At 47.3% G+C, this 14173-nt stretch carries 10 protein-coding genes and 1 riboswitch; of the genes, 6 read left to right on the top strand and 4 right to left on the bottom strand.

Annotated features, from left to right (window positions below):
- Nucleotides 1-57: 57 nt before the first annotated feature.
- Nucleotides 58-4650, bottom strand: coding sequence for an SNF2-related protein (locus NC997_RS02835; protein ID WP_190529519.1), 4593 nt, complete (start codon nt 4648-4650; stop codon nt 58-60).
- A 165-nt stretch (nt 4651-4815) separates the two neighbouring features.
- On the opposite strand from NC997_RS02835, the gene NC997_RS02830 reads away from it, so the two are divergent.
- The 4 genes from NC997_RS02830 to NC997_RS02815 all read left to right on the top strand — a co-directional run bounded on the left by NC997_RS02830 (nt 4816) and on the right by NC997_RS02815 (nt 10515).
- Nucleotides 4816-5169 carry a hypothetical protein gene (locus NC997_RS02830; protein WP_199306273.1) on the top strand — a complete coding sequence of 118 codons (354 nt, stop codon included), beginning with the start codon at nt 4816-4818 and terminating at the stop codon, nt 5167-5169.
- A gap of 336 nt (nt 5170-5505) precedes the next feature.
- Nucleotides 5506-7662, top strand: a complete 2157-nt coding sequence (locus NC997_RS02825; RefSeq protein WP_190431719.1) for a polyribonucleotide nucleotidyltransferase — start codon at nt 5506-5508, stop codon at nt 7660-7662.
- Nucleotides 7663-8299: 637 nt separating this feature from the next.
- Nucleotides 8300-8490: riboswitch (cyclic di-AMP (ydaO/yuaA leader) on the top strand.
- Nucleotides 8491-8653: 163 nt separating this feature from the next.
- The gene (locus tag NC997_RS02820) at nt 8654-9931 is read left to right on the top strand and encodes a glycosyltransferase family 1 protein (protein WP_190529517.1); all 1278 of its coding nucleotides are present in this window, start codon (nt 8654-8656) and stop codon (nt 9929-9931) included.
- A gap of 218 nt (nt 9932-10149) precedes the next feature.
- On the top strand, nt 10150-10515 hold the full coding sequence (locus NC997_RS02815; RefSeq protein ID WP_242031478.1) for a hypothetical protein: 366 nt from the start codon (nt 10150-10152) through the stop codon (nt 10513-10515).
- Between the two features lie 108 nt (nt 10516-10623).
- Here NC997_RS02815 and NC997_RS02810 read toward each other — a convergent pair whose 3' ends face one another.
- Together NC997_RS02810 and NC997_RS02805 are read right to left on the bottom strand one after the other, a co-directional pair.
- Entirely contained in the window at nt 10624-11031 is a 408-nt protein-coding gene (locus tag NC997_RS02810) for a pentapeptide repeat-containing protein (protein ID WP_190411830.1), read from the bottom strand.
- A gap of 146 nt (nt 11032-11177) precedes the next feature.
- Nucleotides 11178-11360, bottom strand: a complete 183-nt coding sequence (locus NC997_RS02805) for a hypothetical protein (RefSeq protein ID WP_190411831.1) — start codon at nt 11358-11360, stop codon at nt 11178-11180.
- A 22-nt stretch (nt 11361-11382) separates the two neighbouring features.
- Here NC997_RS02805 and tpiA point away from each other — a divergent pair, with 22 nt between their 5' ends.
- The gene (gene tpiA, locus NC997_RS02800; protein WP_190431850.1) at nt 11383-12108 is read left to right on the top strand and encodes a triose-phosphate isomerase; all 726 of its coding nucleotides are present in this window, start codon (nt 11383-11385) and stop codon (nt 12106-12108) included.
- 46 nt (nt 12109-12154) lie between these two features.
- Complete coding sequence (gene folP / locus NC997_RS02795) at nt 12155-13123, top strand: dihydropteroate synthase (RefSeq protein WP_190529515.1); 969 nt, start codon at nt 12155-12157, stop codon at nt 13121-13123.
- Nucleotides 13124-13234: 111 nt separating this feature from the next.
- Here the strand turns inward: folP and NC997_RS02790 are convergent, their stop codons facing one another.
- Nucleotides 13235-14047: a stomatin-like protein gene (locus tag NC997_RS02790; RefSeq protein ID WP_190429171.1), complete on the bottom strand. Its 813-nt coding sequence runs from the start codon at nt 14045-14047 to the stop codon at nt 13235-13237.
- Nucleotides 14048-14173 lie beyond the last annotated feature (126 nt).

Raw genomic sequence — 14173 nt, 5'->3', positions numbered from 1 at the left:
TTTGTTATTCGTCATTACTTTAGAAATCCAACTAACGAGTGATGACTCTGAACTGGCTCATTCATCATCAATTACAGCCGTCCGATCCAGCAGTAATAAATTGCGGAGTTGGTCAGTATTCAGTTCCGTAATCCACTGTTCACCGGCACCCACCACTTGCTCTGCCAATGCTTTTTTACTTTCAATCATTTCATTAATTCTTTCTTCGAGGGTGCCGGTACAGGTGAATTTATGTACCTGTACATTCCGGGTTTGACCAATCCGAAATACCCGATCCGTTGCCTGATTTTCAACTGCTGGGTTCCACCAACGGTCGAAATGAAAGACATGATTCGCACGTGTTAAATTGAGACCCGTTCCACCAGCTTTTAAAGAAAGAATAAAAATTCGGGGGCCTTCTGGATCATTTTGGAATCGGTCAATCATTTCCTCCCGTTGTTGTTTGCGGGTGCCTCCATATAAAAATAGGGTTTCCCCACCTAGATGTTTCTCTAAATAAGGTTGGAGAAGTTTTCCCCACTCGGCAAATTGAGTAAAAATTAAAGCGCGATCGCCTTCTAATAAAGCTTCCTCCAACATCTCTTGTAAACGCTGAAGTTTGCCAGATCGACGCTGTGCTACCAGTTCTTTTTCCTTTAAAAACTGGGCGGGATGGTTGCAGATTTGCTTTAATTTTATCAACAAAGCTAAAATGATTCCCTTTCGTTGCACCCCTTCGCTGGCTTCAATTTCAACTAGCGATTCTTCCACCAATTTTTGATAGAGTGCAGCTTGTTCGGCGGAGAGTCCGCAGAATACGGTCATTTCTTGCTTTGCTGGCAAATCTTGGATGATATTGCGATCGCTTTTCAGGCGTCGCAGGATAAAAGGACTCACCAGCGATCGCAATGTCTGCAACGAAGCCACATCTCCATATTTCTCAATCGGCAAGGCAAATCGCCGTTGAAAGAAATCCCGCGTTCCCAAATACCCCGGATTCAGGAAATCTAAAATTGACCAAAGTTCTGCCAAGCGATTTTCCACCGGCGTTCCTGTCAGAGCAATCCGAAAACCTGCTTTTAACTGACGCACTGCTTGCGATTGCTTCGCCTGGGGATTCTTAATATTTTGAGCTTCATCTAGCACCACACCCCGCCAAGAAACACTCTGAAGGTCTTTGGCATCTCGAAACGCCAGTGAATAACTGGTAATTACCAAATCTTTGCCCTTAACGGCTTTTGCCAACGCTTTGCCTTTCGGTCGTTTATCCCCATGATGGACAACAACTTTCAGCGTGGGGCCAAATTTCTTAACTTCTCGTTCCCAGTTCCCCAAAACTGAAGTCGGACAAACTAATAGCGTCGGTGCCTCTAATTTTTCTTCGTGTTGCAAATTTAGCAGAAAGGCAATTGTCTGAATGGTATTATGACAAAGGATATTATTCGCAACAAAATTGTGATGTTCGCTCACCTCAAAGTCATAAACCCAGCCATCGTAATCGACTTCCTCAATTGCCTGGATTTGACAGAAAAAGACTTCTCGATCGAGCAGGCATTGTAACTGTTGCCTGGTTACGTTCAGATGTTGTGTGTTCAACTGAGCATAAGCTTCGAGAGTTTGAGTTGTCCATTTAGATGGCTTTTGTTGACGATATTCCTGTTCTGCAACGCCTGTGAGGATCTGTTCTATTCCAGCCACTACCCGTTCCAGACTGCTCCTTGAAAATTGTTGCGAACCATTGATGTAAACAGTGTTATGCATTCCCAGATGCCGCACTGGCAGCCTTGTTGCCTTGACTGTCTGAGCAACGATATCGGAAGCTGGAATTCCCTCAATGTTTGTGTTACAGACTGGTTCGCAAATTTTTTCTAGCTTCTGTTGCTTGTCTGGATTCGTAAATCCTATTTCCTGCAAAAATCTACGGGCGCTGTTTCCCCCGATTGTGCCGATGTAGTAGGTACGGAAGATACCACTGCCATTGGTAGCACGTTTTTGTTTGGGTGCTACTCGCAACCAAATGCCGAAACGTCGCAGCAGTGAGGAGAGTTGCTGGATTAGTAGAGGTGAAGCCGTAGCAATCTCGATACTCCGCATACTAAAAACAACAGCAGACTCAGCATCGAAATAGTTCCGCAGAAAAATACCCACGCTTTCCAAGTCTGACTGCATGATAAAGGGGGGAATCGACTTGTCGCGCGATCGCTTCCCCCAGAGGTATCCCTTCGCTTCCAAAAATTGGCGATACGCTTGGCTACTCCCTCGGAGAAAAGGAACTTTGCCAGGATTGGGGCAGATGCCAGGATGGTTGATTTTGAGGTTATATCGTTGACCGATGCGCTTGAAGGTTTCCAGCAGTTCCTCCAAACGTTCTGTGTCTTTCTGCGATATTGTAAATACTCCCCAATCTCCTTGCTCATAACCCTCAGCAATCTGCCAAGCCAGAAACTTGACTAAATCGGCGTCTTCTGGTTGCCCATCCCAAAGCATCTTTGCAGGGACACAGACGTAATTGCCAACCTGTAGATCGTTCGTCCAGCCTTGATTCGTTAGCAGTTGGTGACGATAGGTAATCGTGATGCTGCTACCGTCTTGCAGCCTGAGGGTTCGTAACGTCTCCCGAACGCGCTGCCGGTACAGACGCCGGATGGGAGCTAGCCCAATCCGACCCGTCTCCTCATTTATGGCATTTACAAGCAGCGACTCTGTAGGAACAGCCCAAAATCCCTCGCCATCAAACTCGGTCTCGACCGCATTCGTTTTCCAAATTTCCTCTGCTGTGCGTAGCATTCCATTTACGCAAACAAGTGTATCTTTTGATACGCACTTGCCCAATCCCATATCGTCTGCGAGGCAAGCTCCCAAACCCCAGCGTTCGAGGAAGGAGAGCCAGCCAACGCCCCGCGCTTGATAAGGTCGCAACTGCCCCTGGAAATTGGCAGGAGGCGCGATCGCTTCCACCGCCTGATTATTGGTTAAAGTTGTTAGCAACTGCTGAAGCGGCCCTGCTGCCTCAAAGCTAACCACCGGAAGTTTTTCGATTACTTTGGTATCGCCGGTACTCAGCCGCAGAGCATCTTCTAAGGAAAGCGCCATCTGGTCTTTGGGCGTTGCTAGCAGCAACTGAGCGGCTTTCACATCGGAGGGTTGCAGGGCAATCCACTCCCCATTCACTTGCACCAGCGGACTTTGCAGAGCGATTAGACGGTCAAATTCTTGTTTAGAAATCGTGCGATCGCCAATTGCTAATTCCCACTCAAAAGACAGCCAGCTTTGCAATCCCGACTGACCTTTGCCCGGTGTGGTGCTAGAGCGAATTTTCAGCCCCAAATGCCTATTTTCTCCCTCCGCAGGCATCAGACTGGACGGCATCACGACTCCCAATCCACTGTCTTTCAGTCGCCATGCACCCGCCTTGATAAATTCGTACACCTGTACGGGTGTCAAGCGACAAAACTGCGGGCGACGGTCATGCAAGCTGGCTTCAATGGGCGGATAAAGTCGGGCAGCCAGACCTAAGCCGCTTAGAAAAGTCTCCTGATGATGCTCAATCGTGCGACCTTTGAAGACCAAACGCTCTAAGGGATGGTTCCAGATAGTTTCTGCATTCACCAAAAATTCTGGGTCGCCGGTTGCCTGGAGAAAGTATTCTAAACTCCAATTCTCATCACCTGTATCAGGTGGTTGGAGAAGGAAACAGGTGCGAAATCGGTTTTGTTGGTATTGGCGGGTTCTCAATTCCCCGCTAGCGAACACCGGGGCGAGTAAATGATCTCGTACTGGCGATGTCCAAGTCTGAAAGGCTGCTTCCAAGCGTCCAATTGCCGCCGGTTCTGTTTTGAGGGTATTGGATGCGGTAGAAAGGGCTTGCAACCACTCCTGCACTATCGGTTCTACTGCGGGTAAGGCAGAATTCCCAGCACTCGAACGCACTTGTGCGTCGATCGCACTGCCTAAGAATCCTAAGAGTAATTCCTTGGGTTCTTCTGGTTCTAGTTGTTCTTTAGGTTTTTCTTTACCACTAACCTCCGAGTGTTGATAAGTGCGGCAGGCAGAGGGCATGAGCTGGGTAAACTTTTCCAAACGCGCTTGATCTAACCCACTATCAAGTAGAGGTTGCCAAGCGGCGACGACAGTACCATCCAACTGCCGATGTAGGGTTGGTAAAAACTTAGATCGCACCAGAAGATCCAAGATCCATCGGCTAACCTGTGCCCAAAAGCGTAAATCTCCCCCTACATAAGCATCAGATGTTTTAAAAGAACCAAGGGGCAGCGCTTGCAAAAATTGTATTGCTTCGAGAGGATCGAGACACAGCCCTTCAACTTGCCAGAGGTGTAAGGATAAGGTTGAAGCATCCGCACCGTCTGAAAGCATTTTGGTGGATAGCAGTGGGCAAACTGGATCTCCTGCCTCTATTTGGGTGGGCAGCGCGATCGCTTTCTTGTGCCATTTCTCGTTAGCCTGACTTCTCGAATGGCTGCGCGATTCTCCAAGGAGACTACGCGATCGCAAAAAAGCGATTAATTCTACCTGCGTCATCGCCATCGGATGGGATGCCACTGTATCGGGTTGAGAAGACATCGCAGGCGTCATGGGTCGCCAAATTTCTCCCCAAACAAATAGATAACCACCCTGAGGTTGAACGAGCCAACTACCGTGTAAAATTGCCATATTTAAAAGCTTTTTTTGTGAGAATTAACTCAATTTATTAACGTTTATTAGAGCAGAAATTAGCAATTAGATAATTCGATGCTTTTTCCTTAGCTAAATTAAAGGCATCACTTTTTACAAGTTTTACTTAAAAATTAAAATTTATTTACTTTTTTAACGACCTTCTTGCCAAATGGGATTAAAGCCGAACTCGACCAGACGTTTCCTTCTGAGCAAGATGCAGTCAGAGAATTACTGAATCTGATTATTATTGAGGGTCAAACTTATCGCAAAAGTAAACCTCTATCCAAAGTAGAATTTGCTGCCTACTGGATGACCCACGATGCTTTTGTTGCCACCGACAACCACACTAAATCCACCAACGCCGATGAAAATCTTGGGAGCTTTACTATCTCAAGCCCAACTTTCCCGGACGGTGCAGCTACATCTGCAATGCTGGATTTATTGTACAACCTGCTTGAGCGGGGTCAAGGCATGAGTAGGTTGATGGAGATCAATGCTAGAAATAGCTGCCGTTAAGGGTTACACGGCGATGATGTTCAATTTTGTCTTGGCAATTAACACGCCTTCTATCCGATTGTGACAATCTTTAATATTTGAGAGAATCGGGCGGATTCTGAGCGCTGCACATTTATTTGATGGACTATCTCAGGGACGAGTAGGAGACGTCCTAAAGATGTACCGCTCTTTGCGCTAATTTATCAGCCGTCAGTTGTTATCGTCGATCCTCTGCGCCCTTACTCCTCTGTCCGTCCTCGTCTCCGGAATGCCGTCATCTACACTAAAGGCACCACCAGTACCTAAGTGCTACGATTGCGAAAGATAAAGAAAAATGATAGAAGGACAAAGTACCGCATGGTAGAGCTAGACAAGTCAATATCCTTTGATGGACGGGATATTCGACTGAAGGTGGGTTTGCTTGCCCCTCAAGCTGGGGGTTCAGTTTTAATTCAGTCAGGAGACACCGCAGTTTTAGTCACGGCGACTCGCTCCGGAGGCCGAGAAGGCATTGATTTCCTGCCGTTAATGGTAGATTACGAAGAAAGGCTTTATGCAGCCGGTCGGATTCCCGGTGGTTTCTTGCGACGAGAAGGGCGTCCCCCCGAAAAAGTAACGCTCACGGGTCGTTTGATTGACCGTCCCCTGCGTCCATTATTTCCTTCCTGGCTGAGAGATGACATTCAGGTAGTAGCAACCACGCTGTCGATGGATGAACAGGTACCGCCGGATGTTCTGGCGGTAACAGGTGCTTCAATTGCGGTGCTTTTAGCACAGATTCCCTTCCAAGGACCGATGGCAGCGGTGCGGGTTGGTTTGGTGGGGGATGATTTTATTATCAATCCTACCTACGCCGAGATTGAGGCGGGGGATTTGGATCTGGTGGTGGCAGGCTCTCCAGATGGCGTGATTATGGTCGAAGCTGGAGCGAATCAGCTGCCAGAACAGGATGTCATTGAGGCGATTGATTTCGGCTATGAGGCGGTGCGCGACTTGATTGAGGCGCAGCGAGAACTCATGGCAGCACTGGGGATTGAATTGGTTCAAGAAATCCAGCCGGAAGTCGATTCGACCCTAGAGAATTTTATTCGCGATCGCGCGACTGCCCAAATCAAAGAAGTCCTCTCCAAATTTGAACTCGACAAAAATAGCCGCGATGCTCTTTTAGATCAGATCAAAGAGACACAAATCCTGGCAGCGATCGCAGAATTAGCTGAAGACGACCCCATCCGAGTTGCTTCTGCGGCTAACTCTAAAGCAGTGAGTAACGTCTTTAAAGACATCACCAAGAAGCTGATGCGCCGTCAGATTGTCGAAGACAGCGTCCGGGTGGATGGTCGCAAGCTTGATGAAGTGCGCCCTGTCTCTTGTCGCGTGGGTCTGTTGCCCAATCGGGTTCATGGTAGCGGTTTGTTTAACCGAGGACTGACCCAGGTGTTATCTGTTTGTACTCTCGGCACCCCAGGCGATGCCCAGGATCTCGCAGATGACCTGCATCCAGAAGATGAAAAGCGCTATTTACATCACTATAATTTTCCGCCCTTTTCTGTTGGGGAAACCAAGCCGATGCGGGCACCCGGTCGTCGGGAAATTGGTCACGGGGCACTAGCCGCACGGGCAATAGTGCCAGTGTTACCGCCGAAGGAAGACTTCCCCTACGTGATTCGGGTGGTGTCTGAAGTTCTTTCTTCTAATGGTTCCACATCGATGGGTTCGGTGTGTGGTTCCACCCTGGCTTTGATGGATGCTGGCGTGCCCATTGCGAAGCCGGTGAGTGGCGCAGCAATGGGACTGATTAAAGAAGGCGAGGAAGTTCGCATTCTGACGGATATTCAGGGCATTGAAGATTTCTTAGGTGACATGGACTTTAAGGTGGCAGGTACCGATACTGGTATCACTGCCTTGCAAATGGACATGAAGATCAGCGGACTGCCTCTGGATATCATTGCCAAAGCCGTCGAGCAAGCAAAGGGCGCTAGGCTGCACATTTTAGAGAAAATGCTGGCAACCATTGACCAGCCCCGCACCGAGATGTCACCTTATGCACCTCGCTTGCTAACGCTCAAGATTGAGCCAGAACTCATTGGCATGGTCATCGGGCCTGGAGGCAAGATGATTAAGAGCATCACTGAAGAAACGGGTGCCAAAATCGACATTGAGGATGATGGCACGATCACGATTTCAGCAGTGGATGGCGAGAAGGCGAAGAAAGCCCGCAACATCATCCAAGGGATGACGCGGAGGCTGAATGAGGGTGATGTCTACGCCGGTCGCGTAACCCGAATTATTCCGATTGGGGCGTTTGTGGAAGTGCTTCCCGGAAAAGAAGGGATGATCCACATTTCTCAACTTGCTGATTACCGAGTCGGTCGCGTCGAAGATGAAGTGGCTGTCGGGGATGAAGTTATTGTCAAGGTACGGGAAATTGATAGCAAAGGTCGGATTAATCTGACGCGCTTGGGGATTCACCCAGATGAAGCGGCAGCTGCTCGTGAAGCGGCAGCAAGTCGTTAAAAAAACCACTTAGCGATTAGCGGTTAGCGATTGGGAACTGAAATTGCTAACAGCTAATCGCTGAACCGAGCTTTTTTCCTCAACAACTACTATTCCATTCGGTTATTAAATCTAATCTAATTATCCCGTAGCTATAGCAATCCTATTTGAGTTGCAAGCTAGGAGTTCAGATTCCTGACTTCTTCGATAAGTCGAATATCTCGCGTTTGAAAATGATTTAGCACCGAGCTATAAAAACTATAATTAGATGAATCATAGCAACATTAAAGAGTTGTTTCTAGTAGTCTTTAACTCTTAGTTATGAGTTGGTTGATATTGAACGAATGACTGAAGGTTAAAGATGTAGAAAGCTTTTATTAATAACGAGTTGCATTTCTTGTCGTGTAGGTTAATGCCGTGCGCGAACGTTCGCTAACAAAAGTTAGCTGATGGTTTTTTTACTTAGCCCAATGTACTCTATCGACCCCATCCGCCCACATCAAATGCTTGACTCGTAAGTCTGACGATTGGAGGGTAAGTATAGATATCATTATCGTATATTAAAAAACATCTATCTTAAGGTAGGTTGACGATTTTTAAATTGTAGTGTTAAGGTTGCAGTCAGTCTACATAAGTCAGCCTAATCCAGTATCTCACTTTAAAAAACGTACCTTATCTAATTAAGGTGAAGCTGGAGCGGAGGAACCAAATTTTGGGGCTTATCGATGAGAGATTAAAAATTAAAAATAGTAATCCTAATTTTTAATTTTGCATTCTTAATTTCTCAGAGAGGGACATCTCTCAGTCCTCGCCCGTCAGCTAACTCCGTCGGCATTGAGAGGAGACTGAAGAGTCAGCAATTTTGTAGAATTTGCGCGATCTCATCAGTGTCCTTGGCTGGTATCTGTTCGCTTCGTTGTACCTGCCCTCGACTATGAGTAGAGGCACATGCCGTGCTTCAACTGCTGGCGTAGGAAAGCAGGTGCGCTAGCTATGAGGAGAAAATCAACCGATGTTACTGACTGACAAAAATCGTATCGCCTTAATTTCGGTAGATGGCGATCCAGCGGTAGAAATTGGGCAAGAAGAAGCTGGAGGTCAAAATGTCTATGTGCGTCAAGTAGGATTAGCACTCGCTGAGCAAGGTTGGCAGGTGGATATGTTCACTCGCCGCAGCACTCCGGATCAACTGGATGTCGTTCAGCATACGCCTAACTGCCAGACAATCCGATTAGCCGCTGGGCCAGCCCAATTCATGAGTCGGGATCGGCTTTTCGGCTATTTACCAGAGTTTGTTGAACAATTCCAGGCATTCCAGCAGCGTGAAGGTTTGCAATATACCCTGGTGCATACCAATTATTGGTTGTCATCTTGGGTGGGAATGGAACTGAAAAAGCACCAACCTTTGAAGCAGGTACATACATATCACTCTCTGGGTGCAGTGAAGTATCGTACAGTTTCCGAGATTCCAGCGATCGCTTCCACACGGCTAGCAGTTGAAAAAGCGTGTTTGGAAACAGTGGATCGAGTGATTGCTACCAGTCCGCAAGAAGAAGATCAAATGCGATCGCTTGTTTCCACGATCGGACAGATTGAAATGATTCCCTGCGGTACAGATATCGTTAAATTTGGTTCCACTCAGCGCCAAGAAGCACGCCAACAGCTAGGAATTGCCAGCGACGCCAAAGTAGTGCTGTATGTGGGTCGTTTCGATCGGCGCAAGGGAATTGAAACGCTAGTCAGAGCCGTAGCAAAATCAAGCTTACGCAAGTCTTGCGACCTAAAGCTCCTCATCGCAGGCGGAAGCCGTCCGGGACAGAGTGACGGCATTGAACGCGATCGCATTGAGAAAATCGTAGCTGAAGAAGGCATTGGCGATCTCACTTGCTTCCCCGGTCGTGTGGAAGATAACGATTTGCCTCTCTACTACTCAGCTGCCGATGTGTGTGTTGTCCCCAGTCATTACGAACCCTTCGGTTTAGTTGCCATTGAAGCAATGGCTACCCGGACGCCGGTAATTGCAAGTAATGTAGGCGGCTTGCAGTTTACCGTAGTGCCAGAGGTAACGGGTTTACTGGTACCTCCCAAAGATGAAGTCGCCTTTGGACAGGCGATTGACCGCATCCTAGCCGATCCCGATTGGCGAGACCAATTAGGCCAAATGGGTCGCCAACGGGTAGAAATTGCCTTTAGCTGGAATAGCGTGGCATTACGACTCAGCCATCTGTACACCAAATTACTGTGCCAAGCTGCTGTTGAATCTACGAGCAAACCGCAGCTAGTCGCTTGAGATTTTTTCCCCTGAAAAGTGCTGAGTCCTTTGGGATGGGATTTTAATCCCGATAGCGAGCAAGAAAAGGCACTAGAAAAGAGTTTCCATCCAACGTTGTGAGCTTTCAGTGTATAAGCGTTTCTTGCAATAAAAACAATCAATCTTCTTTGTTCCTTGCAAGGAGGAAATGAGACTCCCTCTTCGTTTCCGAAAGTTAGGACAGGTTCTCAATATTTTTGCAAGAACTCTATTCCCCAACCCTAAACAAATTTATTCCAAATCGATGGATTGTCGGTAAAAGCGGGATATCCATCCAATCATTTGAGAGCAATTCAAGTAGTAAGAAAACGGCAAATCACAAAATTAGGAGAGTTGAAATCATGCTGAATATCGGAGATAGCGTACTACATAAGAAAACCGGACGCTCAGGCAAGGTTTTTGGCTATGGCTATCAGATGGTTAATAGCACATACTTACCAACACTTATTGTCAGAGTAGTTGAAGCTGCAAGTTTAAGCCAGAAGAGTTTTGTAGAAGATTTGTCTTCGTCATGGATTCTGAAGGAAGAAGCTTCTCGGCTCTCGGCAAAGACTGCACGATAGAGCCTAGCACTGCTGCATTTGTGCTTTGAGCGATCGCTCAAAACAAAACTCGGTCAGTTTCTGACCGAGTTTTGTATTTTTGTCAAATATTTAGTTGTGAAAAAACCACTAATCCCATTTAACGTTATTCGGCAAAATCGCGTTGTCGAGAGCCGCATCCTTCAAGTTAGCATTTATCAAGTTAGCCTCTCTCAAATTGGCACTACTTAAGTCTGCTTTCTGGAGATCGGCGCTATTTGCAAATACACCCGTTAAATTAGCTTTTTCCAGATTAGCCTGCGTTAGATCGGCACCTTCTAAGTTGGCATTCGCTAGGTTAGCTCCCTGCAAGTTTGCCCCTCTCAAATCAGCCCCAGTGAGATGGGCACTTACAAGATTGGCTCCTTTCAAGTCGCAGTTCTGACATTGCTTAGTTTCGATTAATCGTCTGACATGAGCGGGATTTTCGGCTCGGACGGGAGCAACTAAGCCTAAGGGAAGCAGAATCGCTGCGGCTGCTAAAAATTTTAGTTTCATATTTACTCCAATAATTTAAGTTTTTTATTTACGTTCTGGTATAATTTTAAACCTATGTTTTTTTGAGAAACATCCTACGATAGGGGGGAATCTTTCGGGTAAATACCCACCTAAAGTAATAAAAAGATTTTTGAAGTGAGTAGCGGCTAAGAGCAGCATCCCCAGAGCGATCGCTCCTGCGGATCGAGTGTTGGCGTGCAAGGATTGCGGGGTGAAATTATCGCGTCGCTTGACATTTGCGCTTTTAGCGACCAGAAAGTGTAAATGCGATCGCCTTTAAAGCAGGGGTTCCCCCGCCGTACTAAACTGGAGGTTACAGTTTTTAGCATTCTGAACTTGACTGAGTTAGCTGTGCGGAAAATAGTTATTGCCGGTAATTGGAAAATGTACAAAACTCAGACCGAGAGTCTGGAGTTTTTGCAAGGATTCATGTCTCACCTAGAAGAAACCCCAGACGAGCGGGAAGTAGTCCTAGCGGCTCCTTTCACTGCTTTAAGCATCATGTCTAAAAATCTGCACGGTAGCCGCGTGCAGCTGGGTGCCCAAAACATCCACTGGGAAGAAATGGGAGCCTACACAGGTGAAATTGCCGGACCCATGCTGACAGAAATTGGGGTGCGTTTCGTAATTGTGGGTCATAGCGAACGGCGTCAATACTTTGGCGAAACCGATGAAACTGTGAACTTACGGCTGAAAGCAGCGCAACGCTATGGTTTAACGCCCATCCTCTGCGTCGGCGAAACCAAGCAACAACGCGATGCAGGTGAAACAGAATCCCTGATTTCTACCCAACTGAAAAAAGGCTTGGTTGACGTTGATCAAGAGAACCTGGTTATTGCCTACGAACCTATTTGGGCAATTGGTACTGGCGACACCTGCGAGTCAAAAGAAGCAAATCGGGTGATTGGCTTGATTCGCACTCAATTGACAAATCCAAATGTCTCGATTCAGTACGGTGGCTCGGTCAAGCCCAATAATATTGATGAAATCATGGCGCAGCCAGAAATCGATGGGGCTTTGGTCGGGGGAGCCAGTCTGGAGGCTGCCAGTTTTGCCCGAATTGTCAACTTTCAATAAAGGATAAGGATGTTAGCGAAGCGGCGCTTTCTTCGCCGGATGACGGATGAATCAATCCAAAATCCAAAATAGCTTGACCCTGCGGGGTCAAACTTTTGACTGGGGACAGCGCACTTATTTAATGGGTGTGTTGAATGTGACGCCTGATAGTTTTAGTGACGGCGGAGACTTTAACACGCTAGGAGACGCCTTGGCTCAGGCTAAGCATCTTGTGGCAGCCGGAGCCAATATCCTCGATGTGGGGGGACAATCAACCCGCCCCGGAGCCGCCCAAATCTCTCTGGAAGAGGAATTGGCTCGGGTGCTACCAGTCGTGCAAGCCCTCCGAAAGGGTGCAGAAGGAAGGATCGAGGATGACTCCGATTCTGCGGGGGGAGTCATAGAATCTGCTCAGCACAGCAATCCCTTATCCCACCCTCCGGGATACATCCCTCATCCTTCTGAGGTTCCGATTTCCGTGGATACAACGCGGGCATCTGTAGCACGGGCAGCAATTGCGGCGGGGGCTGATATCGTCAATGATATTTCCGGCGGTACTTTCGACCCGGAGATGTTTGCTGTGGTGGCAGAGTTGGGAGTCCCCATTGTGTTGATGCACATCCGAGGGACGCCAGCTACCATGCAGCAGATGACGAATTATCAGGACTTGATGGGGGAAATCTCCGAGTTTTTGTCAAGTCAAATTGAGCAAGCGATCGCAACTGGCATCGATCGCTCGAAGATTATCATCGATCCCGGCATTGGCTTTGCCAAAACTTACGAGCAAAGCTTGGAAATTTTGCAACGCCTACCGATGTTGCATTCTTTGGGCGTTCCTTTGTTAGTGGGACCATCCCGGAAAAGTTTTATCGGGCGGATTTTAAATCAACCCGATCCCAAAGCCAGAGTGTGGGGAACGGCGGCGGCTTGTTGCGGAGCGATCGCGGGAGGTGCTGATATCCTCCGAGTTCACGATGTCCAACCTATGCACGACGTTTGTCGCGTCGCGGATGCCATTTTCAGAAAACAAAAATAGAAAAGCTAAGAGCGATCGCTGTCTTGAAATGCCTTAAAAAGTGATGTTTTTAATTTCAAATCAGATCGACTCTTAAAACTCTTTTCATTTTTGTTTTTAACTTTTTACCTTTTAAGTTCCCGATCCATTGCCATTAGAGCCATTGGGAGGTTCAGGAGTAGACATTAAATCAGTCATGGCTTCTGATAAAGCTTTCGGGTCCATAAATACCACTTTGGAGTTAGGACTGGCACTCAATTTCTGATTGGCATCGACATATCTTTGAGCAACAAGAAACTGCAATACTTCTCTACTTAAAGGTTGTGACTGCAAAGCTTGGCTCAGAATTTCTATCGACTTCACAGTTCCCTCCGCTTCCAAGATGGAAGCGCGTTTCTTACTTTCCGCTGCCCGTTCCAGCTCCAGAGACTCCAAGACAGTTTTTGCGGGCGTAATGTCTCGTACCTCGACGCGAGTCACCTTAACTCCCCACGCAGCCGTCGCTTCATCCAACTGCTGTAACAAAGTCTGATTAATTTCGGTTCTGGAAGAATACGTTTGCTCCAGTTCCATTTGACCAATCGCAGAGCGTAGCGTCGTTAAAACTAAGTTTTCGATTGCCTGCTCAATATCTTCAACGGCGTAGTAGGCTTTTTCCAAATCCAGAATCTGCCAGTACACCACTGCATCAACTTTCAGCGAAACGTTGTCTTTGGTAATTGCCTGTTGAGGGTCAATGTTCAAAAACTTCTCGCGGCTGGTTTCCTCCACCACAATTGAGTCAACAAAGGGAACGATAAAGTTGAGACCGGGCGCGAGTCTTCGATTGTACTGACCCAAGCGCTCTACTAAAGCTTGATTTCCTTCGTTGATAATTTTCACAGAACCCACTGTATAGCCGATAATCACTAAGGCGAGGGGGGCAAGAATCGTGATGGGGTCCATAAGGCGCTCTCTCCTGAAGAGGCTACTGTCAAAAGTAGCGATTAGCTTAATGCTAACTTTTAATTAGTCACAGCTTGACTTTGATTAAATCAGGATTTTTATCCAAAACTCGGAGCCTTGCCTTAG

The sequence above is a fragment of the Trichocoleus sp. DQ-A2 genome (assembly GCF_039961915.1).
Classification (GTDB): Bacteria; Cyanobacteriota; Cyanobacteriia; order Cyanobacteriales; family FACHB-T130; genus FACHB-T130.
Note: the sequence above shows the minus strand (reverse complement) of the source record. Positions and strands in the feature narration are given on the sequence as shown.